Here is a 21,072-nt window from a genome sequence, read left to right as displayed (position 1 = left end):
CCCGATAACGAAACAACTACTGCGTCGGCTGGTGCCCGGTACAGCTTCAGCCCGGTTTCCGATACCGTTCTAAGGGACGTCGGCGCGCTGCAGGTGCTCATCGGCGGGTCGATGATCGTCCCGATGCTCGTCTCGCTCCTCTACCAGGAGTGGTTCAGCGCGCTGTCGTTCCTGATCGCAGGAGGAATCACCGTGCTCGCTGGCGGCGTATCCTACAAGCTGAACGAGAATGCCCCGGAGCCACAGCGCCATCACGCGATGATCGTCGCCGCCCTCGGCTGGGCCGCGACAGCGTTCTTCGGGGCGATCCCGTTCGTGCTCGCCGCCTACATCACACCGGAAGCGGTACTCGAATCGTTTGTCCCTGCAGGGGCGACCTATCAACCGAGCCTCCTCTACTTCCGAGACCCGCTGCATGCGGTTTTCGAGAGCATGAGCGGATACACGACGACCGGTCTCACCATGAGTGTCAGAGAGCCATCCGTCGGCCACGGCTTCCTCTGGTACCGGTCCCAGATGCAGTGGATCGGCGGCGCGGGGATGATCGTTCTCTCCTTGGCGATCCTCCGGCAGCCACACGGTACGTCGGGTCTGTCGCTGTACGAATCGGAGGGGCGTAGCGAGAAGCTCCGACCGAGTATCGTCGGAACCGCCCGCGCGATCTGGAAAATCTACGTCGGAGTGACCGCCGCCGTAGCCGTATACCTCGCCGTGGCGACGTTCCTCGTCCAGCCCGGATACGGTGTCGAGAACACGATATTCGACGCCATCAACCACGCCATGACCGGCCAGTCCACGGGGGGGTTCAGCACGCTCGACGACTCCATCGCAGGGTACGACTCCTACGTGATGGAACTCGTTCACATCCCCGCGATGATCACGGGGGCGATTTCGATACCCGTGTACTGGGGTGTCCTCTCTAAACGCGACCTCAAGGAGTTCACCCGGGACCCACAAGTTCGTATGCTGTTCGGGTTCTTCGCCGTCGGCGCCCTCGTCCTGACGGCGTTCCTCGCCCGATGGGTCGGGGTTCCGTACAACGGGGATCCAACCGGATATCTCGGGCGAGTAGCGACGAGTCAGGCGTTCCGGGACGGATTGTTCCAGTATATCAGCGCTCAGACGACGACCGGCTGGCAGACATCCGCCATTGGTGACTGGAACGACGGTGCGGTCGTGTTCATCGTTCTCGGCGCGATGCTTCTCGGTGGGTCCGCAGGTGCAACCGTCGGCGGGATCAAGATCCTCCGTGGGTACATCATCGGTCGGGGGATCATCTGGGAGGTCTCCCGCGTGTTCCTCCCGAAGCACGCTATCGAGGACCTCCGTATCGGTCAGCGCACGTTCAAGTCCGACGAGGCGAACGACGAGATCCGGGCGGCCGCGACTTTCGGCTTCCTCTATCTGCTTCTGTTGGGAGTCTCGCTGTTCGTGCTTCTGGCGGTCCTGCCCTCGGAGTTCACGCTCGCGGACGCGATCTTCGAGGTCGCGACCGCACAGGGGACCGTCGGCCTCTCTGCCGGCATCACCGGGCCGGGGATGCCGGTGATCGCGGAGGTCCTGTTCATCTTCCAGATGTGGATGGGCCGGCTCGAGATCATCCCCATCCTCGTCTTGGTTAACAGCTTCCTCAGGCGGTGACCCACATGCACGACCTCATCGCTTCCAACGCGCCCGTGCTGGACGTTCCCGGGCCTCCGCCCCGTCCGCGTCAGATACGATAGCACCGTCTATCGACCACAACACCCGAACACGACCCAATGTACATCATCATCATCGGCGCAGGCCGCACCGGAAGCAAAGTCATCGAACTGGCGACCCAGGACGACCACGAGGTCGTCGTCATCGAACGCGATCAGGAACTCGCCGAGGAGGTCAGTGCAACGTACGACTGCATGGTCATCAACGCCGACGCAGCATCGAAGGATACCCTCCTCGAAGCCGGCGTACGGGAGGCTGATGCAGTCATATCTACGACTGAGAACGACTCGGTGAACCTCATGATCTCGATGCTCGGCAAGCAGTACGGTGTCGAGACACTCGTGAGTTCGATCAACGATCCACAACACATGGACCTCTTCGGTGACCTCGGCGTGAACATCGTCGAAAGCCCACACGAACTCAACGGACAGTATCTCTACCGAGCGGTCCAGCGCCCCGCCATTCAGGACTTCATGAAGATCAGTGGCGGTGCCGAAATATTCGAACTGACGGTGGATGCGGATGCGCCGATCGCGGGGCTCAGTCTAATCGAGGCTGATTCGGAAGGCCTGCTCCCCGAGGAGACGGTCATCGTCGCAATCGTTCGAGATGGCGAACTACTTATTCCGCGCGGGGAGTCCGAGATCCGAGCGGGCGATACCGTCACCATCTTCGCTAAAAACGGTGCAACTGACCGGGTTACCCGGGAATTCACGGGGGTGTAACGATGTCGAACGACGATGTGAGGGCCACGGTTCCGATCGTCGCCCCGAAGCCGCCGTCCAACGCAGACACGGGCTCGAACGGATACGGCGGGGAGATAATCCACCGGCCGAGTTACTCCATCGTGGTGCCCATCGTCAGCGATCCGTTCGACAGCGATGCCGGGATCAACGCTCACCGATTCCTTCAGACCGCGATCGCTTTAGCGGCAGATAACGACGGCAAAGTCCTGCTGTTAGGGATTGCAGAGGTAGATAGCCGGACGGGACTCGAACAAATTCGAGAACACGATGACTCGAAAAGCACGTCTGAGGGAAAGGAAAACGCGGCCCCGGAGACCGTTCAGGAACGACAGAGACAGTTACGACAGGTGCTGAAGGTCGCCGAAGGTCTTCATACCGATCTGACTCTTCGTGCCGTAGTACGGGCAGTCACGGATACCACGCAGGGAATTCTCGATTCACTCGACGGCGGTAGCAAAACGGCCGTCCTTTTCCTTCGTGGAACGGGGTTCAACGAAAGTTGGTTGCTTGGAGAGAGCACGATCGATACTGTCGTCGAAGAAGCCGACTGTGACGTTTTCGTAGAAAACATCGGCGTACGCGATGGTGCTGGAAGGCTGTACGTTCCCGATGATGAGGGGCATACTGTCGCTTCACTTGCCGAGTCGGAAGCGGAGTCGATCGACTCCATTCTCCTCCCAGTAGGAGCGGGACCGCACGCGGCGCTGGCCTCTGAGGGTGCTCGTGCGGTAGCCCACGCTTCAGATGCTTCAGTTACTGCACTACACGTTATTCCTCTCGATTCGTCTGACCAGGAGCGCAGCGACGCGACCGATTTACTGGAGTTCGCGGAGTTTGTGCTCGGTCCTGACATCGAATCGAACACAGTTCTCAGAGAAGCACCTGATCCCACAGACGCCATCATCGACGAAGCAACCAGTCATGACTTCACGGCGATTGGTTCTCCCGAACAGAAGTTCCAGCTTCGAGATTTGGTGTTTAAGCCAGTTCAGGAAACCCTCGCGAGACGAAACGACGTCACGATCTTGATGTGCCGTGATTCTGACCGAACGTCACGATCTCTCTATTACCGGTATAAGCAGGCAATGGACACGAACGACGACGAGCAGGGTTGACCCTCACACAACCCTGACCGCTCTTCACGTATTCTCCAAGCCAGCTGTTCGACGTATTCGCGTACTTCTGCTCGTGAGAAACTCGCCGCGTTATTCGGAGTGTCGAGTTGGCGAGGCAGTCGTTACATTTGACGAGGTGAAGGAGTTCTCGACGCGCATAGAGTGAGTGGGTCGGTGATAAACTCGGCGCTATGGGTGGGGTGCGCTGGTGGCATGGGCGTTCGGTGTGGTGGTGAAGTCAACAGGGCCAGCAACACCCTGAAAGCCCCTGTTCGCTCGGCTCCCGGGAGTCGCTGTGCTCCTCGGCTCGCTTCGCTCCCCTGCGGTGCTTGCGTCGTCACCAGAACGCTTCGCGTTCTGGTTGGCAGACGAGAGCTTCGCTCTCGTCGACGTCGGGGTTCCCGGAGCGAACAGCCCCTTTCAGTCCCGCCCGCTGCACAGTCCACACCCTCCCCAGCCGACTCGTTCGCTTCGCTCACTCGTCCTCCGAGGGAGCTCGCTCCCTCGTGGTCCCACTCGCTTCGCTCGCGGGACCCTCGCGCTCGGGACGCACACGGAGGTGCGTCCGCTTCGCGCCGACGGCAGAGAAACAGTACCCGCAGAAACCGCTACTCCGTCAGTCGGCTACTCCGTCAGTCGCTCCCGCTCGCTTTCGCTGTCCTCGGTCTCCTTGTACGGCTCACACACCATACTCACACCCTCTTCAAAGGAGATTTCGGGCTCCCAGCCCGTCGCCGCCTTGAACTTCGAGGGGTCGGCATGGGTGTGGTAGACGTAGTTGTCCAGCGGCACCGGCTCGTACTCCGGCCCCACGTCGGTGCCGAGTTCGTCGTTGATCATCCCGACCATCTCGTTGAACGTGTAAGGGTTGCCAACTCCGAGGTTGTAGACGCCGTCGAGTTCGTTCTCGGCGGCGAGGATCAGCCCCGAGACGATGTCGTCGACGTGGGTGAAGTCCCGCGTCTGGGTGCCGTCGCCCCAGAGCACCGGCGACTCGCCGTTGGCGATCTTGTCCGCGAACTGTGAGATGGTGTTGGCGTACTCGCCTTTGTGCTCCTCGTTGCCGCCGTAGCCCTGGTAGACGGAGAAAAACCGCATCCCGGCGAGATCGAGGCCGTGGAAGTCCGAGTAGTACTCCGCGTAGTTCTCGCGGCCGAGCATCGACGCGTCGTAGCCCGTCGACGCCTCGACCGCCATCTCCTCCGTACAGGGCTCCTCCTGACTCCCGTAGATCGAGGAGGTGGAGGCGTAGACGAACGTCTCGCAGCCGTCGTCCATCGCCTGTTCGACGACGTTGATGAACCCCTCAATGTTGACGCGGGCGCCCTGTCGCGGGTGCTCTTCCAACATCTGCCGGGAGGAGAGCGCCGCGAGGTGGAACACGGCGTCGACGTCTGTCGGGAGATCGTCGTCCAGCACGTCGGCTTCCGCGAAGATGACGTCCTCGTCGAGGTTCTCCGGTGTGCCGAGGTAGCAGTTGTCCAGCGCGATGACTTCGTTGTCGACCGCGAGCCGGTTCGCGAGGTTCGATCCGATGAACCCTGCTCCGCCGGTGACCAGCACGCGCTTGCCGTTCATACCTGAGACTGCTTCCGGCGACGGCAAAGGCCTGTCGTTCACCCCCTCACACGTGTGACCGGACACCACGATCATTGAACGAGCATCGTGGTTTTTCGTCGTTCTTCTTACGGATTCGTGCAGCTCTTCGGGAATCAGCCGTAGCCTTATGTACTACCACGGGGTAACCATCAACAAATGTCTTCGATCGAGCTCACGGCGAGCCAGCGTACGATCCTCAGGGCGCTGGTCAACCTCCACGGCGAGCAGGAGTCCGCAGTGAAAGGCGAGGATATCGCCGACGAAGTCGGGCGCAACCCCGGGACGATCCGGAACCAGATGCAGAGCCTGAAGGCGCTCCAGTTGGTCGAGGGTGTCCCCGGCCCGAAGGGTGGCTACAAGCCGACGACCAACGCGTTCGACGCGCTCGACGTCCAGCAGATGGACGAACCGGCGTCGGTGCCCCTGACCCACGAGGGCGACCCGGTCTCGGGCGTGAACGTCGAGGAGGTCCACCTCACGAGCGTCCACAACCCCGACCTCTGTCGGGCTGAGCTCCACCTCCGTGGCTCGGTCAAGCAGTTCCACGAGGGCGACGCCGTCCGCGCGGGCCCGACGCCGCTGTCGGCGCTGGTCGTCGAGGGCACCGTCGACGGTAAGGACTCGACGGCAAACGTGCTGATCCTCGAAATCGAGTCGATGGAGGCGCCAGCCGGGGAGACCGCCCACTGAGGTCGTCGCCCACAGCGTCTATCATCTGCTGTTTCTCCGCTACCCCTCCTGCTCGTCCAGCACCACTGGCACGCCGCGCTTGGCCACATCGGCGGCGAAGGCGGCCGAGTCGGCCTGCAGAATCTCGATGGTGTTGTAGTGGACCGGGAGCACCAGATCGGGATCCATCCGCTCGGCTAGCGCTGCCGACTCCTCGGCGGTGCTGACGACGCTGCCGGCGATGTTCGCGAGGAACAGCGAGACCGAGAGCTCCGCGAACGCGTCCAGTGCGCCGCTGTCGCCCGGCCAGAACACCGAACTCCCGCCGAGCGCGAGCCGGTAGCCGACGCCCAACCCCTTCGGGTGGGGGACGTTCCCGTCGCGGTCGGCTCGCGGGCCGTCGGGGTCGTTGTACGCCGGGACCGACCAGACGTCGGCGCCGCCAGACCGCTTCGCGCTCTGGCTGGCTCCCGAATCGCGGCGCGATTCGGGAACGCCACCGTCGGGGCCGTCGACGGCGAGGTGGTCCGTCTCGCCGATTCGGACGATCTCCCCCGGCAGGTCGCTGATCGGCGCCACGTCGCGGTCGATCCCCGATGGATCGACGCCCTCGTAGATGACGACCGTCGTCTCCTCGTTTGCGACGCGCTGGATCCCGTCGGAGTCGTAGTGATGGTCGTGAGTCACACAGACCAGATCGGCGTCCTCGGGCCGGAAGTTGGTGGCTCGCGGGTGCGCAACTTCCTTGGGGTTGCCGCCGCCGACAGGGGTCCATTCGCCCGTAAGAACGCCGTAGCGCCCCGGATCGAGGTAGGCGACGAAGCCGCCCTCCGTTTCGATGCGGGTGGTCGCGTAGCCGTACCACGTCACCTGCAGGTCGTCGTGTCGAACGGTCATGGGCGGGCCTCGGGTCGGGCCCGACTTAGGCGTACGCTTCCCGGTGTCAGGTGGCGTCTCCCGAACTCAGGCGTCGTCGACGCCCTCGGCGAGTCGCTCGAACCGCTCGACAGTGTCGGCGTCTTCCGGGTCCTTGTCGTCCCGAACTTCGACGAACCGTGGGAACCGCAGCGCGTAGCCCGCGCCGTAGGTCGGGGACTGCTGGATCTCCTCGTAGCCCACCTCGAACACCACTTCGGGCCGGAACTCGACGGTCTGGCCGTCCTCGTCGATCACGTGGGGTTCGAGCAGCTCAGTTAGCTCCGCGAGTCGCTCATCGGTGATGCCCGTCGCCACTTTCCCGACGGTCTCGTAGCCGTGGTCGCTGCCGACCGCGAGGAGGAACGTGCCGAACTCGTTGGCCCGGCGCCCCTCGCCCCACTCGGCGCCGGTGACCACGCAGTCGAGCGTCTCCACGTCGGGCTTGCGCTTGAGCCAGTCCTGCCCGCGGTCGCCGGGGGTGTACGTCGATTTGAGGCACTTGAGCATGATCCCTTCGTGCCCGGCCTCCAAGGCCGCCTGTTCGAACGCCTCGACCTCGGCGGCATCGCCGCTGTACAGCACCTCGCTGGCGGCCTCGGGGAGGAGTTCGGTGAGGCGGGCGTGACGCTCCCGGAACGGTTCCTCGAGCAGGTCGTCGCCGTCGCTGCCCTCGCGGCCGTCGAGCAGGCAGTCGAAGGTGTGGAGGTCGAGTGCGACCTCCTCGCGCATCCGATCCACCTCGTGTTTCCGGCGGAAGCGCCGCAGCACTTCCTGAAACGGCAGGGGGCTTCCGTCGTCGGCGACGGCGACGACTTCGCCGTCGAGGATCGCCGGAGCGTCGAGTCGCTCCTCGGCGAACTCCCGGATCTCGGGGAGGGCTTCGGTGACCTCTGAGGTGTTCCGGGAGTAGAGCCGAACCGTTGGGTCGTCGGGCGTCGGCTCGCGGTCGGCGGCTGGCGGTGCGATACCGTCGGGGTGGTGGTGGAGTTGCACACGCGCGCCGTCGAACTTGATCTCTGCCGCCACCTCTTCCCAGGACTCCAGTGCGCCGGTGACGGTGCCGGCCTGCGCGAGCATCGACTGGACGGGGCGGCCGACGGTGAGCCCCACCTCCCGGAGGCCGTCGTCCCCCGACTCGCGGGCGATTTCGGCGACGCGGCCGTAGTCGTTGCTCACCTGCAGCGCGTCGGCGACCAGTTCCGGTTCGACCTCGAACGCCTCGCCGATGGCGTCGCGGACGGCGCCCTCGCCGACGCCGAGGCGCATCTCCCCGAGCACGAGACGGGCGAGGTAGCGTGCCTCGTCGTCGCTGACCCGGGAGAACAGGCCGAACAGCGTCGCGAGTTTGGCGTCCTCGCTCCCGGACCCTTCGGCGGCCGCGACCTCCCGGAGGGCGTCGTCGACCTCCGTGAGCGTTGGGCCGTCGCTCTCACCGCCGCCCGCGGCGAACGCGCCGAGGCCCTGCTGGCCGCCCAGATCGAGGCCGGCGGCGACGGCGCCGATTTCGCCCTCGTCGGCCAGCCGTGCCTCCACGTCGTCGGCGGTGACGTTCGTTCCGGCGGCCTTCGCCAGCGCCTCGTAACAGAGCCGCGGGCCCACGTCGAGGGTGCGGCCGTCCCAGCCCGGGAACACCCGGCCCTGGAGGAAGCGCGCGACGACGGGGAGTTCGTCAGCGCCGGCCTCGCAGAGTAGATCCGCGACCAGCGAGACGGTTTCGAGGTCGGCGGGCTCTGCTTCCAGTTCGGCGGCGCGGTCGGCGAAGGCGGCGAACTGCATCTACCCGGCGTAGGGGGAACCCCGGCAAAAGGCCGCCGACTCAGCGTCGATATGGAGGCGGCAGCGGGGCTACTCAGTCGGAAAAACGGAGGAACGTCGGGCGGGTGCCCGAAACGGACCGATTTAGAGGAGCGAGTCGATGTCCTTCTCTTTCGTGACGTCGACGCCGTCCTCGGTGACGACGGCGACGTTGATCCCGTTGCCGGAGGCCGTGTCCCGCTCGGTCGCGGTCTGGATCGCCTTCGTGGCGATGGTCTTTGCCTCCTCGACGTCGACGCCCTCGGCGTACTCCTGTTCGAGCACACCGAGCGCGAACTGGGAGCCGGAGCCGGAGACGGCGTAGTTCTCCTCGGTCGTGCCACCAAGCGCGTCGATGGAGTAGACGTGGGCACCCTCGTCGTCGACGCCGCCCAGAATGGGCGAGACGATGTAGAACGCGCCCGAGCGCAGGAGGTTCCCCGTCAGCGTGGAGAGCGCCTGCATCGACATCTGCTTCCCGCGGCGGACCTCGAAGAGGTTCGACTCGGCTTTCAGCGTCTCGATGAGGGACTGGGCGGCCGAGACGGAGCCGGCGATGGTCAGCGCGCCCGTCGGGTGGATCTGTTCGACCTTCTGGACGTCCTTGCTGGAGACCATGTTGCCCATGCTGGCGCGCATGTCCGTCGCCAGCACGACGGCGTCGCCGGCGTTGATGCCGACGGTGGTGGTGCCGGTCTTCATCCCGTCCTCGGTGGAGGCCTGCGCACGACGCTCGTCGGCGCCGGAGAACTCGCCGAGCTCCGGACCGAACACGTCGGACTGATCGCCGCCAAGCGGGTCGAGACCTGACTGATGGGCAGGTGTTCGCATTATCACTCGCTAGTCGGGGAACGCTGATAAAGCCACCCCTTCGGGGAAATCCTTCCGGCGTCGAAACCCGGCGACGCCGCTGAGTCGGGCTGTCTCCAGAGAACGGGGTCGGCCTACTCCGCCGCCTCGTACGCCGTCTTCGCGCCGTCGACGGCCCGGCCCAACGGGAGCGGGACGCCGAGCTGGCGGGTCACCATCGCGAACGGGAGCAGCGTGATCCCGAGCAGGACCGTGAGTTGGTAGATTGCGAGCAGCGTGACGCGGCGGATGGTTCGGCTCATCTGCGTACCTTGTCCACCCGGTTCGGGTATAAGTACTTGTCGGGGTCGGGTGGTAACCCACCCCGTCGCAGTCTTGCGTTTCCACTGTAGTTGTTTGCCGGGAAAGCAGACTGGGAGAACCCATAAAGGCGGCCGATAACGCGCAGGGGTGAGAGAGGGAATCGTTGTAAGTTATGCGTAAGTTCATCAGCGGGCACGCAGCCGCGTGGTCGAAACTGACGACTGCGCGCGACCGCTGGGGAAACCCTGAAACGCGCGCTCGGCGTAGGTCGGCCCATGAGCGACTCAGACTGGACCGACGCCATCGTGGGCGAGCGGATGGCGGTCGATCAGCAGTTCTCGAGCGAAGTTCGGGACTCCCCGTTCTCCAACCAAGAGTGGGGGCTGATCATGACCGCCGCGGAGTTCGATATCGCCGACGCCGACGACCCCGAGAACGCCCGGATCGTCCCGGCGACTACGAAGGTCGCCGGGATCATGCCCGAAGTCGAGAAGATGAGCAAGGGGATGGGCGCACCCGGCTCCGCAGCGGGGGGAGACGGCGGCGACGACGACGGCGTCTTCTCGTCGGTCAAGAAGCGCCTCGGCATCGGTGGCGGTGACGACGGTGCCGACCGACTCGAGGACGCCGAGGCGCTGCTGGAGCGCTACGCGGAGACGCTACAGGCACACCTCCAAGAGAAGGGTCGCTGGGAGCAGGTCCGGATCGCGTATCAGGAGTAGAACGGGGCGAGACAGCCGGCTTAGCTGTTGGCCATCTCGGCATCGTCGAGCGGGAAGTCGACGTCGACCTCCTCGCGGCGCTCCTCCGAGAGGGTCAGTTCGAGCGTCTGGCCGCAGTCGGGACACGGGATGACCACGTCGATACGGAGCTTCTCGCCAGTGCCGCGGATGTCGGTGATCGCGCTGTCGGTGGTCGTGAGGTACTCGCTGTCGAGTTCGTGGTCACAAGCCATGCCCCACCTTGTGAGGCCACCCGTTTCAGTACATCGGCCAGCAACGGACCACAGCCCGACTCCTTTTTTACCACGCGGCGACGAGCCGTGGCTATGAGCGATTTCGGCCTCGACCTCGCCCGCGCCGAAGAGGAACTCGACGACGAGACGCAGGGCGACGTGGTGCTCGCCGTGCTGGACGGCGAAACCGACCCCGCCGAGTGGATCGACGCCGTTCGGGGTGGGGACGTACTCGTGCTGGCCGTCGAGGGCGACCTGAACAGGCTGGCGGCCGACTTCGCCCGGGAGATCCGGGCCGAGGGTGGCTCGCTGATGCATTTCCGCGGCTTCCTCGTCGTGACGCCCGAGGGCGTCGACATCGATAGCGACCGACTCTAACCGACTCGGCCGCGGTACGGGCCGATAGCCGACCCATCGCGGCGAAGCGTTTTCTCCCGCCGGGCGCTACGTCCGGGCATGCCGACCTACACCCGCCGGACGCGCGTCGACGCGCCGCTCGCGGACGTCTGGGCGTTCCACTCCCGTGTCGGCGGACTGGAGGCGCTCACGCCCGGCTTCATGAACCTCGAAGTCGGGGCTGTCCGGGGGCCAGACGGCAATCCCGACCCCGAACTGCTGATGCAGGGCAGCCAGATCGAGATGTCGCTGCGCCCGTTCGGCGTCGGCCCGCGCCAGCACTGGACCTCCCTGATCACCGAGCGCGAGGAGGGCGACGGCGTCGCGTGGTTCCGCGACGAGATGCACGACGGCCCGTTCCCGCGCTGGGATCACACCCATACGTTCCGCGCGGCTGCGGGTGGCGGCACCGTGATCGAGGATCGACTCGTCTACGAACTCCCGCTGGGGCCGCTCGGGCGCCTGTTCGGCCCGCTGGGCGTCGTCGGCTTCGCGCCGATGTTCCGCGCGCGCCACCAGCGGACCAAGCAGATCCTGGAACACTAGATCGCCGCGGGGAGCAGCGCCGTCGCGAACACGACGCCGAGCCAGCCCGCGGCGTTCCACCACGGCACATCGCGCACGCGCGGGCCCGGGATCGCGTCCGCGTACTCCCACGCGCCCACGGCGACCGCGCGTGGCTCGAGTACGCGTCCGAGAGCGGTTCATCTCTCGAGACGGGTACTGCTTCTCGTCTGCCCGGCAACTCGCTCTTGGTTCACATGGAGAGGGCGAGAGCGTACGGGGACCCCGGCGACGTAAGCACTGGGTGGAGCGAGGCGCGCAGCGAGCCGAGGGGGGTTCCGAGGTGGTCTGCACCTCCAACAACAACGTCCCCGTGTGGCGACTGGTGAGAAGGTCCATCAGAGGAGTCGTGACCGCGGGAGCGAGCACAGCGAGCGACCACGGGCGGTGGGGACGGGGGGGTCAACAGAAGGGGATACCCAATATTGATGCCGAGGAGGGAATGAGGGGTAGTCGCTCGTTTAGGGCTCATTCTCTTAGCTCCCGCAGAGTGACTTGCTTGGGGGGCCTTCTCCCTGCAGCGCGCACGGTCGGGGGCCGCGGCTCTCCGGCTCGCCCACGGGCGTACGTTCGCGTTAGAGGTCATGGGCGTCTGCGCCCGTCGCGACCGCTGTACCGCAAAAGTTCGGAAAAGGACTGTCCCTGCACCGCTAGGACTAGTCGGGCTTGATTACCCTAGAAGTAGATTTCACTTGAAGAGGTAGATTCGTCGCCTCCCATGCCACTGATTCTGCAGATGACGATTCAGTACCTTCCTTATTTACACTCAGTTCGGCGTTCGTTGAGCTGCCTGAAGCCTTTTTCACCCCGTATTTATCCTTCTGTTCGGGAGTCATCTTATCCGGGTCTAGTGTAGACGGTGACACAGAACTCGTCTGAGCCGGCGGATCGTCGCCGTTTTCGGTAAAGGCTAAGGTGTAGGACACCTCCACACCCACTTGGCCTCCTGTCCAAACCGTGATTTCCACCTCATCAGAGTCATCTACGTCGAAGGGAACTTCCATCTGAATTCGGTGGGTAGAGTGCATTTGTTCATGGTAACCATCTGGATTATTGTCGAACGTCCACCCCTTAGACAGTTCTGTCAGGCCTTGCGATGCATCTTCAACCATTAACGATATTAGATCATCTGCGATTAGTGCTGCTCCGGCACCGGCACTGATCACACTAATCGCAGCGTCGAAAAGAATCTCTAGACCCTGCCAGTAGTTCTCATTAGAATTGTCGGGATGTGGATAATATCCCGCATATTTCTCATCACTCATTGGGAAATGAGTGAAATCTCCATGGTCCGATTGTGTTGAGAAAGTGCCGCTCATATCTAACTCCCAGTGAATGCCTGAAATAGTGGCGGCATTTCGTTCCATGCTTCCGTCATATGAATTTCGAAGCCATCCCGTAGATGTCGAGGTAATGGAGAACTCGTGCAGCCAATAATCTATATCCTCCGTTGGGACATTATCTGGGTCTGGAATATACGAGCGATGCCATCCGATTGTAGTTCCTTGACTAACTGCCGGATCCGAAGTACTCCCCGTCAGATGAGCCGTTTCTGATTCGGGATATACTTCCTCTGGTGAAGTTGCTGCAGCGACTTCTTCAGAACCCAGTGTAGCTAGCAAGCTTGAGCTGATACCAGTCGTGGCTGCCAATTTCATCGCACTCCGACGGTTGATTCCGTCCATTTTGAAATCCTTAGTAAGATTATCATTAATCAATATAGGACTTTCGATACCTGTTAACTTATTACTTGATAAGATAGTCGGTGGTAAGATTATTTATTATGTGTCTATATGTGGTACTATGGAAGGTTCCCTGATTGCTAGAATGCTCCCTCCGCTCATAGTCGGTAGCCTATTCATCATGTTCCCAAAGAAAGCAGCGCGGCTACGCGAAGGAACCCCTCAGGGGTCAGACCCACCAGAGGACTCCGTGAAATTCATCAGGTTTGTCGGTATTCTAGTTGTGGTCATTGCCCTCTTGATCGGCTTTCTTGCAGTACAGAGCTAGCGCCTTCGAAATTTCGGAAGTAATCTGCAGCATCCGCGAGCGTCGCCAGCACCGCCGCCGCGGATCGCCGGCGCCTCCACAGCAAACGCGACGGCGACGCCGCCGGCGAACAGCGCGACTGTCTCGGAAAGCGGCCACGTCAGCAGTGCGTGGGCGAGGGTGAGGAGAAACAGGCCGAGTTGGCCGGCGACGTAGCGCCGCGCGGTCGAGGGGTCGATGGGGGACTCAGGGTCAGGCACGGTTCCGAGCAGCGGCGGTGAGATAGATGCCCAGCAGTACGACGGCGCCGCCGGCAACGGTCGTCGGCGTCGGGATCTCGCCCGGCAGGAGCACCACCGCGAGGACGGTGCTCCCGACCGGTTCGCCCAGCAGGCTGACCGAGACGACGCCGGACTCGACGTGGGCCAGCGCCCAGTTGATCACGGTGTGGCCGAAGATGCCCGGGCCGAGCGCCATCCCGAGGAAGAGGAGCCACTCCCGGCGCGGGTAGTCGACGAGCGGCGCACCCTGGCCGACGGCGATGGCCAGCAGCACGGCCGCGCAAGCGAGGTAGACCACGACCACGTAGGGGACAAGCGAGACACGCTGGCGCAGTGAGCGGCCGGCGAGCACGTATGCCGCGGCGGTGACGGCGCCGACGAGTGCGAGCGCGTTGCCGTACATTCCCGTGCCGGCGAGGGCGTCGGTGGTGCCGATTCCCAACATCGCCAGCAGCGGGTCGCCCAGCGACATCGCGGCGGCGCCGACCAGCGCGACGAAGATGCCCACAAGCATCCGGCGGGTGAGTCGCTCGGAGAGCAGCGCCCACGCGCCGACGGCGACGAACAGCGGCTGGGTCTGGACCAGCGTCACGCTGGCGGCGACGGAGGTGTGGTTCAGGCTCTCGAACCACGAGACGAAGTGGAGCGCGAGGGCGACGCCCGAGAGGCCGGCGACGCCGACGTCCCGGAGCGCCATCCGCCGGAACTCCCCGCGGTAGCGACCGACTGCCCACGGGAGCAGGAGTGCGGTGGTGAACAGCACGCGATAGAACGCCTTGACAACGCTGGGCGCGGTGGACCAGCGGATCAGGATGGCGCTGGTACTGACGGCGACGACGGCGACGGCCAGTGCAGCCATCGGCGGCACGCGCTCCTCGAGGGCGGCGAACACGCCCGAGGCTCTCGCCGCCGGCCGCTTACCCGTTACGAAGCCGGCGGCTTGGGAGCTGATCGACTGCAGTGAACGCCTCGTTTCGGTTTCGGCTGTGGAGCCCACAGCCCCGCGGGTATCGACGACGGCCGTGAGTGACGGCGTCGGCAGCGACGCCCGCGGGCGATACTGGGACGGAACCAAGAGGCAACCCTTAAGTCCAAACACCCGCCTACGTATGAGTGCCCGCCCTTAGCTCAGACTGGTAGAGCAGCCGACTGTAGATCGGCTTGCCCCCCGTTCAAATCGGGGAGGGCGGACTTTTGCTGCGAACAACGTGAGCAGTCAACAGTCTACCGAGCCGATTTGAGCCCGGAAGTCGCAGCGGCCGAGCGAAGCGAGGCCGACGTCTTCCGATGTTCAAAATCGGGGAGGGCGGACTCGTTTTCCAGCCGATTCGGTGTCGCGTACCCCGCACTGCCTGCAGCCACTCCGCCAGCGTGATAGCTACGAGTTCGGCTCGGCCCACGGGTCGTCGGCGTCCGTGGGTTCCAGTGCGCGCCCGATGTCGTCCTCGTCGAACGCCGTCGACGACAGCACCATCGCGAGGCGCTGCCACCGGGCGCTGAGGTCACCCTCGCCCTCGGGCCCGACGCGGGCGCCGTGGGTCTTGAAGAACTCCGACCCACGGCCGCGGCGGGATCCCTCGCCGGTGTGGCCGTCGAAGACGGCGTCGAAGCGGCCGCCGGCTTCGAGGTCGCCGACGGGGAAGTCGTGGCTCGGCTCCTCGCCGCGTTCGAACGCCTCGGCCCGGCGCTCCGCGACGGTACCGAAGTACTCGTCGGCGTTGGCGGCCTCACGTGACGACTGCGCGCGGGCACACGCGAGCGCCGCGTGGACGGCACAGAGGCGGCCACGCCACTCGTCAGGCTCCCAGCGCTCGGTCGCCAGTTCCTCGTAGCGAGCCACCTGTGTCGCCACGTCTTGGCCAGCCCGCAGGTCCTCGACGACATAGAGGTTCAGTCGCTCCCAGAGGTTCCAGCCGAACCCCGAGCGTGCAAGCTCCCAGGCCGCCCACGCCGCGATCTCCTCGTCGGAGCGACGCACCGCCTTCTGGAGCAGGCTGGAGACGACGTAGCGGCTGAAGCCGCCGTCGGTCTCGTCCGGGCCTTTCTCCTCGCCGAAGTCGTCCTCGCCGGTGGCCTCCGGGGGGCGATCCGTCTCCAGCGTGCCGTCGGTTCCGAACGTCGCCTGTCGCTCGTCGCTCATGTGCCAGTCGCCGGCGGCCGGTGCCTAAACGCTCTCGGTCCGACGAACGCTGACTGCTGGGGCTACTCCGCAGGTCCGCCTTCGTCTCCCTCGCCGTCTCCGTCCCGGTCCTCGTCGCTGCCTACCTCTTCCTCGTCGGCGCCGACGACCGTCTCGTGGACCCGGACGCCCTTCTCCGCGAGGTGGCGCATCTGCCGGCGAGCGAACTCCTCCTCGCTGGTGCCGTGGGTGGCGAGCACCACCACCTCCGCGCGCCCGACCGGGCGCATCGTGCGGCCCGCGCGCTGGGCGCCCTGTCGGCGTGACCCACCGAGGCCCGAGGCGACGACGGCGAGTTCCGCGTTCGGGAGGTCGATCCCCTCGTCGCCGACGCGGGAGACGATCAGTACGTCCAGTTCGCCCGTGCGGAACGACTCGAACAGGCGCTCGCGGCGGTGGTGGGGCGTCTCACCCGAGACGAAGGGGGCGTCGACGGCGTCGGCGACCGCCTCGCCCTGGTCCAGATAGTCGACGAACACCAGCGCCTTCCCGTCGTGGTCCGCGAGCAGTTTCTCGATCTCCTCGATCTTCCGGGGGTTCGACCCGGCGAGGACGTGGCGCTCGCGCCCGTCGGCGTTGGCCCACTCGTTCTCGGCCATCTCGTCGTCCCACGGGAGATAGCGGAGTTCCACCTCCGGTTCGGCGACGAAGCCGGCGTCGAACAGCGCCGACCAGTCGGTGCCCAGCGGTGGGCCGATCAGGGTGTAGATGTCCGTCTCGTCGTCGCTCTCCCGGACGGGCGTGGCGGTGAGGCCGAGGCGGTGTTTGCTCTGGAAAGAAGCGGCGCGACGGAACATCGGTGCCGGAATGTGGTGGCAGTTGTGCGTCAAGAACCCATCGGCAAGAAAAGTATGTGACTCCGTTTCGAAGTCATACACCGTCTCTGTCTCGGTTTCGGTCACGTTCGTGACTTCGACGACAGTGAACTGCCGTAGTCGTTCTAGAAGATCTGCATGGCGGTTCGCGGCCGATTTTCGACGGTTGACGATTCTGTCGATCCCTTCGATGGCCGTCTCCGTTGCCTGCGTGGTTTTTCGGTATGCGGAACCGGTCGATACCGCCATCGCTTCCCCGAGTTGCTCGTAGGTCACCCGATAGTTTTCGCGTTGCTGCTCGTGAGTGTCGTACTGAGCCGTCGCGAATTCACGAAGTCCGGACGCCAACTGTTGCAGCCGCCCCTGCCCCAGCTGATATCGTCCTCGAAGAACATCTCCGACTGTCTGTCTTGCCAATCCCATCATCTCCGCCAACTGTTCGTTCGTCAGCTGAGTATCGGATTTGATGTCCTGTAGGAGTGGACCGGCCGGGAGCCCGAGGGATGGAGATGCGCCGTTACGGAGTCGCCGTTGTTTGTGCTGAAGACGGAACCCAACCACATCGCCAAACCGTTCGCCAAAGGCCGATGAGATATTTAGCCGATGGATATCGTTGTGGTTCTCGTGGCTTTGCCCCACCAGCATCCGTCTTGTTGGGATACCTAGTTTCTGAAGGAGCAACGCTACATCGTCAGCGAGATCTGAAGAAACCGTGTTGAACTGAATTCGGCCTTTCTCACTCACCGATCCCTCAGCATCGAAGAGCCCGCGCAGGAGTGAACTGATTCGTTCTTCGGGCCATTGATAGACTTGGCTCGGAACGCTGACTGTTTCGGTCTTTGGTCCTCCGCCATCACCGTACGTGAGTTCGTTATCGAGTTTGGGGAATCGAACAGTTACGTCCCCGCGCTCGTTCTCGTATGTCGTGTATTCGTATGCGAGGCGCTCCCCGAGCCATTCGATAATTCCGGCTTGCTGATCCGTATTGGTGCCGAACGAGAACTTCCCGTCGCCTCGCTCGGTTATGTGTCCGTCACCGAGGAACCACCCCAGTAGCTCGGCCTCTATACACCGTTCGTCAACTGTGGCCTCCTCTATTTCGGAGGCAACTGGTGTTGGACGGAGAAGGTAGTCTCCCTCTGTAACGCCCGTCTGTTCGGTAATTTCTCCCGTCTCAGGGTCAAACACCATGTGTGTATGCCCGGGGGTCGCACGGAGTTCGTGGCCCGTACTGACCGAAATATGTTCGACTTTTGCTGTTGATTTGAATACTCCGTTTACACGGTCGAACTCGTACTCACCGGTTTTCGAGTCGAACGTTCTCACGCTGAGGCGGAGATCAGTGTTCCATCCTTCCTTGAACCCGAACTCGTCGTCGAGTTTGTCGAACGTCGTTCGTCCGTCCGGCGTCTCCACTATCGTGTCGCCCGGCAGACACTCGTCCATCGTGATCAGCCCCCACTCGCGCTCGTCGAACAGCTTTCGGTGGCGGTCCATCCCGGCGATCTGGTAGGTGGCGATGGTGATGGGTCGGAGCTGTTTCGTGCCGCCGTGGTACTCGCCGACGTCTTCGGGGTCGACGGTCGTGTGGCGCTGGATCTCCTCGCGCCATTGCCCGGCGAGTTCGCGGGAAGGGACAAGAATCAGCGTCTCGCCACCGATCTCGGTGAGTGCGCCCAGTGCGGCGACGGTCTTGCCCGACCCGGGTGGGCCCACGAGCACGCCGGCCTGCTTCTCGAGGAAGCTATCGACCCAGGACTGCTGGTACTCCCGGAGGTCGGTCGTGAGGTCGGCGTCGATGGGGTCGCCGCGCTCGAGGTCCCGGTCGTCGACGACGGGGTAGCCTGCCTCGTAGAGCGTGCGCTTGATCCCCGCGATGGCGTCCTCGTTGACCCACGCCTCGGTGTCGGAGATGGGCGCCCGGATCGCGTCCTCGTCGAGTTTCTCCATGGCGACGTTGCCCAGCAGGTCGTCGGTTGCGGCCGTCAGCACGGTGTAGCCGTCCTCGTGGGTGTCGAGGCGAAAGCGGTTGGCGCGTTTCCACTGGCTCTCGACCCACTCCTCCAGTCCCTCGTAGCGCCGGGGGAACAGCCCTCGCATCGTGAGGATGAGGTCGGCGACGCCGTCGAAGGGCGCCGACCAGACATCCTCCGGGCGGATGCGGTAGAGGTAGCCCCGCGTGCCGGGTTCGGTGCCGGTGGTGTCGACGAGATGGGCGAACTGCGAGAGGCGGGCCTGGGTGTACTGCGTGGGCCGGTCGACGACGATCTCGCGGCGCTCGGGGAAGACGATCACGCGCTCGCGCGAGGCGAGTTCGCCCCACTCCGTCGGGAACCAGACCACGGGGTCGTTCTCCACGTCGACGCGTTCGAGTAGTCCCTCGTCGGCGAGTCGGGTGAGCGCCTCGTCGGCGTCGGCCTGGGTCTCCTCGAGGCGTCGCGCGAACTCGTCGGCCGTGAGCAGCGGCCGGCCCTCCGCCTCGACGGCGTCGTAGAACTCGGATAGGGAGAGCTCCGTCATGACGCCCGGTTGGCGGTCGCGGGGAATACGGCTTGCGACCCGGGCCCGCGTGCGCGGGGAGAAGAACTACCACTACCGGGCTATCGCGAACAGCGCCGGCGGTCCAGTTCCCCTTTCGAGCGGAACCGGCCGCTGCAGTCGACACACCGGAGATGCCCCACGCCGGGGTCCGTGACGAGGCGGTGGCCGCGCACGTAGAACGGGCGCGGGACGTCCCGTGGGCGGATGTGCTCGGGGACGTGCTCGTCGGCGCGCTCCGAGAGCGTGCTGCGCAGGCGGATGGTCTCGATGTCCGTGCGGTCCCAGCGCTCGGCGGCCTCGGCGGCGCCGATGTCGGCGACCTCGGTCCAGGCCGTGACCACGACCGGGGAGGCGGTCTCGGTGTCACAGACGGCGACTACGAGGCGGACGCCGTCGACGACGCGGGCAAAGCGCCAGCCGTCGCTGGTGTTCCAGCGGAGTTGGCCCTCGCGGATGGCGTCGTCGACACCCTCGACAGTGACGTAGCGCCCGCCTTGGACCAGCCGCTTACGGACGTGATCTGTGAGTGAGTACTGGTCCGGGTTGCGAATCGGCGGGTCCTCGGGCCGGCGTCGCGCCGCCTCGGGGACGGCTCCCTCGACTGGTCGGTGCTGCGTCTCTGGGCCCGGGGCGCCCCGGCCGTCCGGGCCGTGGTCACGGGATGCCACTACCGGCGGCTTCGCGCTGGAGGGTTATGCCTCTTGTGCTGGTGTGTCACGCGGAGAAAATCGGGCTCGGGCGGGTGGTTTGCGCGCTAGCTCAGGAGGCCGAGGCCTTCGATGCGCTCGACGATCTTCTCGACTGCCTCCTGGGCGTCCTCGGTACGCTTCCCGCCCGTGATGACGATCTTCCCGGAACCGAACAGGAGGATCACCACGTCGGGGTCGTCCATGCGGTAGACCAGACCCGGGAACTGCTCGGGCTCGTACTCCACGTCCTCGAGCCCCAGTCCGATTGCGAGGGCGTTGAGGTTGAGGTTGTGGCCCAGGTCCGCGCTGGAGACGATGTTCTGGACGGTGATGTCGGGGTTCTCCTCGACCGGAATGGTGAGATCCCGGAGCTTCTCGAAGATGATCCCGAGCGCTTCGTGTACGTCGTCGATGCTCTTTGCGCCCGTGCACACGATCTTCCCGGAGCGGAAGATCAGGGCTGCCGCCTTCGGACTCTGGGTCCGGTAGACGAGGCCCGGGAAGTTGTCGGGGTTGAAGTCTGCACCCGGAAGGTCCTCCGCGAGGGCTTCCAGGTCGAGCTCCTGCCCGATACCCGTCGATGCGACCACGTTCTGAATCTCGATTGATTCTGCCGGCGAGCTCATCGTTCGTCCCTTGTTGCTCACCCAGCCCTTATAAACAGTTCCCTTATATACTACTCCGACCGGCGTCGATGGGCACAAAAGTGGGTCGTGGGAACGGAAACCGCACGACAACGGGACTCAGAGGCCGTTCGAAACATCAGGGTTAAGTAGTCGCCACCCATCGAATGTAATGCGAAGAACGCGCCGCGGCCTGGAACGAACCAGGACGGTGCGTGGGTCCGTGCTCGGTCCGAAGGGCTTATACCCTCCTGGCCGAAACGTACGGGTCCGAAGAAAGATGAGGACGCCGCCCCCGTGGTCCGCCACAGGACGGCATCTGATGCGAGCCTTGGTAGTTCGGTGTCCCCCGGTGCGGCCGGCGGTCACCGAACGGAAACCGATA

Annotated in this window: 20 protein-coding genes, 1 tRNA gene and 1 pseudogene; 8 read left to right on the top strand and 14 right to left on the bottom strand. The window is 64.3% G+C overall.

What is annotated here, in order from left to right:
* Positions 1 to 123 precede the first annotated feature (123 nt).
* From J2753_RS12690 to J2753_RS12680, 3 genes and pseudogenes are all read left to right on the top strand, one after another.
* A complete protein-coding gene (locus tag J2753_RS12690) occupies positions 124 to 1,641 on the top strand; it encodes a TrkH family potassium uptake protein (protein WP_245334643.1) in 1,518 nt (505 codons plus the stop codon).
* A gap of 107 nt (positions 1,642 to 1,748) precedes the next feature.
* Positions 1,749 to 2,426: pseudogene (locus J2753_RS14695) on the top strand (potassium channel family protein); the annotation flags it as partial.
* 2 nt (positions 2,427 to 2,428) lie between these two features.
* Complete coding sequence (locus tag J2753_RS12680; protein WP_209492433.1) at positions 2,429 to 3,562, top strand: universal stress protein; 1,134 nt, start codon at positions 2,429 to 2,431, stop codon at positions 3,560 to 3,562.
* 624 nt (positions 3,563 to 4,186) lie between these two features.
* Here J2753_RS12680 and J2753_RS12675 read toward each other — a convergent pair.
* Positions 4,187 to 5,140 carry an NAD-dependent epimerase/dehydratase family protein gene (locus J2753_RS12675; protein WP_209492432.1) on the bottom strand — a complete coding sequence of 318 codons (954 nt, stop codon included), beginning with the start codon at positions 5,138 to 5,140 and terminating at the stop codon, positions 4,187 to 4,189.
* A gap of 177 nt (positions 5,141 to 5,317) precedes the next feature.
* On the opposite strand from J2753_RS12675, the gene J2753_RS12670 reads away from it, so the two are divergent.
* Positions 5,318 to 5,851 (top strand): Rrf2 family transcriptional regulator, encoded by a 534-nt coding sequence (locus tag J2753_RS12670; protein ID WP_209492431.1) that lies wholly within the window; start codon positions 5,318 to 5,320, stop codon positions 5,849 to 5,851.
* 39 nt (positions 5,852 to 5,890) lie between these two features.
* On the opposite strand, the gene J2753_RS12665 is transcribed toward J2753_RS12670, so the two are convergent.
* The 4 genes from J2753_RS12665 to J2753_RS12650 form a co-directional block, all read right to left on the bottom strand.
* Complete coding sequence (locus J2753_RS12665; protein ID WP_209492430.1) at positions 5,891 to 6,727, bottom strand: MBL fold metallo-hydrolase; 837 nt, start codon at positions 6,725 to 6,727, stop codon at positions 5,891 to 5,893.
* Positions 6,728 to 6,793: 66 nt separating this feature from the next.
* Positions 6,794 to 8,524, bottom strand: a complete 1,731-nt coding sequence (gene ligA, locus J2753_RS12660) for an ATP-dependent DNA ligase LigA (RefSeq protein WP_209492429.1) — start codon at positions 8,522 to 8,524, stop codon at positions 6,794 to 6,796.
* 123 nt (positions 8,525 to 8,647) lie between these two features.
* Positions 8,648 to 9,373 carry an archaeal proteasome endopeptidase complex subunit beta gene (gene psmB / locus J2753_RS12655; RefSeq protein WP_209492428.1) on the bottom strand — a complete coding sequence of 242 codons (726 nt, stop codon included), beginning with the start codon at positions 9,371 to 9,373 and terminating at the stop codon, positions 8,648 to 8,650.
* A gap of 113 nt (positions 9,374 to 9,486) precedes the next feature.
* On the bottom strand, positions 9,487 to 9,654 hold the full coding sequence (locus tag J2753_RS12650) for a hypothetical protein (RefSeq protein ID WP_209492427.1): 168 nt from the start codon (positions 9,652 to 9,654) through the stop codon (positions 9,487 to 9,489).
* A gap of 276 nt (positions 9,655 to 9,930) precedes the next feature.
* Here J2753_RS12650 and J2753_RS12645 point away from each other — a divergent pair, with 276 nt between their 5' ends.
* Positions 9,931 to 10,377, top strand: a complete 447-nt coding sequence (locus tag J2753_RS12645) for a DUF5799 family protein (protein WP_209492426.1) — start codon at positions 9,931 to 9,933, stop codon at positions 10,375 to 10,377.
* Between the two features lie 20 nt (positions 10,378 to 10,397).
* Here the strand turns inward: J2753_RS12645 and J2753_RS12640 are convergent, their stop codons facing one another.
* On the bottom strand, positions 10,398 to 10,610 hold the full coding sequence (locus tag J2753_RS12640) for a hypothetical protein (protein WP_209492425.1): 213 nt from the start codon (positions 10,608 to 10,610) through the stop codon (positions 10,398 to 10,400).
* 93 nt (positions 10,611 to 10,703) lie between these two features.
* Between J2753_RS12640 and J2753_RS12635 the strand changes: the two genes are divergently transcribed.
* Together J2753_RS12635 and J2753_RS12630 are read left to right on the top strand one after the other, a co-directional pair.
* Complete coding sequence (locus J2753_RS12635; RefSeq protein WP_209492424.1) at positions 10,704 to 10,988, top strand: DUF5779 family protein; 285 nt, start codon at positions 10,704 to 10,706, stop codon at positions 10,986 to 10,988.
* A gap of 78 nt (positions 10,989 to 11,066) precedes the next feature.
* Complete coding sequence (locus tag J2753_RS12630) at positions 11,067 to 11,552, top strand: SRPBCC family protein (RefSeq protein ID WP_209492423.1); 486 nt, start codon at positions 11,067 to 11,069, stop codon at positions 11,550 to 11,552.
* On the opposite strand, the gene J2753_RS14590 is transcribed toward J2753_RS12630, so the two are convergent.
* The 4 genes from J2753_RS14590 to J2753_RS12615 all read right to left on the bottom strand — a co-directional run bounded on the left by J2753_RS14590 (position 11,549) and on the right by J2753_RS12615 (position 14,699).
* Entirely contained in the window at positions 11,549 to 11,671 is a 123-nt protein-coding gene (locus J2753_RS14590; protein ID WP_281064229.1) for a hypothetical protein, read from the bottom strand. The two genes, J2753_RS12630 and J2753_RS14590, sit on opposite strands and share 4 nt — an antisense overlap.
* Before the next feature lie 555 nt (positions 11,672 to 12,226).
* Positions 12,227 to 13,288, bottom strand: a complete 1,062-nt coding sequence (locus J2753_RS12625; RefSeq protein WP_209492422.1) for a hypothetical protein — start codon at positions 13,286 to 13,288, stop codon at positions 12,227 to 12,229.
* A 288-nt stretch (positions 13,289 to 13,576) separates the two neighbouring features.
* Complete coding sequence (locus J2753_RS12620) at positions 13,577 to 13,819, bottom strand: hypothetical protein (protein ID WP_209492421.1); 243 nt, start codon at positions 13,817 to 13,819, stop codon at positions 13,577 to 13,579.
* A complete protein-coding gene (locus J2753_RS12615) occupies positions 13,812 to 14,699 on the bottom strand; it encodes a DMT family transporter (protein ID WP_209492611.1) in 888 nt (295 codons plus the stop codon). Before J2753_RS12615 ends, J2753_RS12620 begins: the two co-directional genes overlap by 8 nt.
* Before the next feature lie 258 nt (positions 14,700 to 14,957).
* Between J2753_RS12615 and J2753_RS12610 the strand changes: the two genes are divergently transcribed.
* A tRNA-Tyr gene (locus tag J2753_RS12610) sits at positions 14,958 to 15,031 on the top strand.
* 187 nt (positions 15,032 to 15,218) lie between these two features.
* Here the strand turns inward: J2753_RS12610 and J2753_RS12605 are convergent.
* The 4 genes from J2753_RS12605 to J2753_RS12590 form a co-directional block, all read right to left on the bottom strand.
* Positions 15,219 to 15,980 (bottom strand): hypothetical protein, encoded by a 762-nt coding sequence (locus J2753_RS12605; RefSeq protein ID WP_209492420.1) that lies wholly within the window; start codon positions 15,978 to 15,980, stop codon positions 15,219 to 15,221.
* A gap of 62 nt (positions 15,981 to 16,042) precedes the next feature.
* A complete protein-coding gene (locus J2753_RS12600) occupies positions 16,043 to 19,354 on the bottom strand; it encodes a DEAD/DEAH box helicase family protein (protein ID WP_209492419.1) in 3,312 nt (1,103 codons plus the stop codon).
* A gap of 80 nt (positions 19,355 to 19,434) precedes the next feature.
* The gene (locus tag J2753_RS12595; RefSeq protein WP_321168823.1) at positions 19,435 to 20,043 is read right to left on the bottom strand and encodes a hypothetical protein; all 609 of its coding nucleotides are present in this window, start codon (positions 20,041 to 20,043) and stop codon (positions 19,435 to 19,437) included.
* A gap of 86 nt (positions 20,044 to 20,129) precedes the next feature.
* A complete protein-coding gene (locus J2753_RS12590) occupies positions 20,130 to 20,690 on the bottom strand; it encodes a TATA-box-binding protein (protein ID WP_209492418.1) in 561 nt (186 codons plus the stop codon).
* Between the last annotated feature and the right edge of the window lie 382 nt (positions 20,691 to 21,072).

Source organism: Halolamina salifodinae, assembly GCF_017874235.1.
In the GTDB taxonomy this organism is placed as follows: Archaea; Halobacteriota; Halobacteria; order Halobacteriales; family Haloferacaceae; genus Halolamina; species Halolamina salifodinae.
Note: the sequence above shows the minus strand (reverse complement) of the source record. Positions and strands in the feature narration are given on the sequence as shown.

Excerpts from the sequence above, each read along its gene's own strand:
- J2753_RS12690 (WP_245334643.1), top strand. The coding sequence starts at position 124 with ATGCTCGTCTCGCTCCTCTACCAGGAGTGGTTCAGCGCGCTGTCGTTC.
- J2753_RS12680 (WP_209492433.1), top strand. The coding sequence starts at position 2,429 with ATGTCGAACGACGATGTGAGGGCCACGGTTCCGATCGTCGCCCCGAAG.
- J2753_RS12675 (WP_209492432.1), bottom strand. The coding sequence starts at position 5,140 with ATGAACGGCAAGCGCGTGCTGGTCACCGGCGGAGCAGGGTTCATCGGA.
- J2753_RS12670 (WP_209492431.1), top strand. The coding sequence starts at position 5,318 with ATGTCTTCGATCGAGCTCACGGCGAGCCAGCGTACGATCCTCAGGGCG.
- J2753_RS12665 (WP_209492430.1), bottom strand. The coding sequence starts at position 6,727 with ATGACCGTTCGACACGACGACCTGCAGGTGACGTGGTACGGCTACGCG.
- ligA (WP_209492429.1), bottom strand. The coding sequence starts at position 8,524 with ATGCAGTTCGCCGCCTTCGCCGACCGCGCCGCCGAACTGGAAGCAGAG.
- psmB (WP_209492428.1), bottom strand. The coding sequence starts at position 9,373 with ATGCGAACACCTGCCCATCAGTCAGGTCTCGACCCGCTTGGCGGCGAT.
- J2753_RS12650 (WP_209492427.1), bottom strand. The coding sequence starts at position 9,654 with ATGAGCCGAACCATCCGCCGCGTCACGCTGCTCGCAATCTACCAACTC.
- J2753_RS12645 (WP_209492426.1), top strand. The coding sequence starts at position 9,931 with ATGAGCGACTCAGACTGGACCGACGCCATCGTGGGCGAGCGGATGGCG.
- J2753_RS12640 (WP_209492425.1), bottom strand. The coding sequence starts at position 10,610 with ATGGCTTGTGACCACGAACTCGACAGCGAGTACCTCACGACCACCGAC.
- J2753_RS12635 (WP_209492424.1), top strand. The coding sequence starts at position 10,704 with ATGAGCGATTTCGGCCTCGACCTCGCCCGCGCCGAAGAGGAACTCGAC.
- J2753_RS12630 (WP_209492423.1), top strand. The coding sequence starts at position 11,067 with ATGCCGACCTACACCCGCCGGACGCGCGTCGACGCGCCGCTCGCGGAC.
- J2753_RS12615 (WP_209492611.1), bottom strand. The coding sequence starts at position 14,699 with ATGGCTGCACTGGCCGTCGCCGTCGTCGCCGTCAGTACCAGCGCCATC.
- J2753_RS12605 (WP_209492420.1), bottom strand. The coding sequence starts at position 15,980 with ATGAGCGACGAGCGACAGGCGACGTTCGGAACCGACGGCACGCTGGAG.
- J2753_RS12600 (WP_209492419.1), bottom strand. The coding sequence starts at position 19,354 with ATGACGGAGCTCTCCCTATCCGAGTTCTACGACGCCGTCGAGGCGGAG.
- J2753_RS12590 (WP_209492418.1), bottom strand. The coding sequence starts at position 20,690 with ATGAGCTCGCCGGCAGAATCAATCGAGATTCAGAACGTGGTCGCATCG.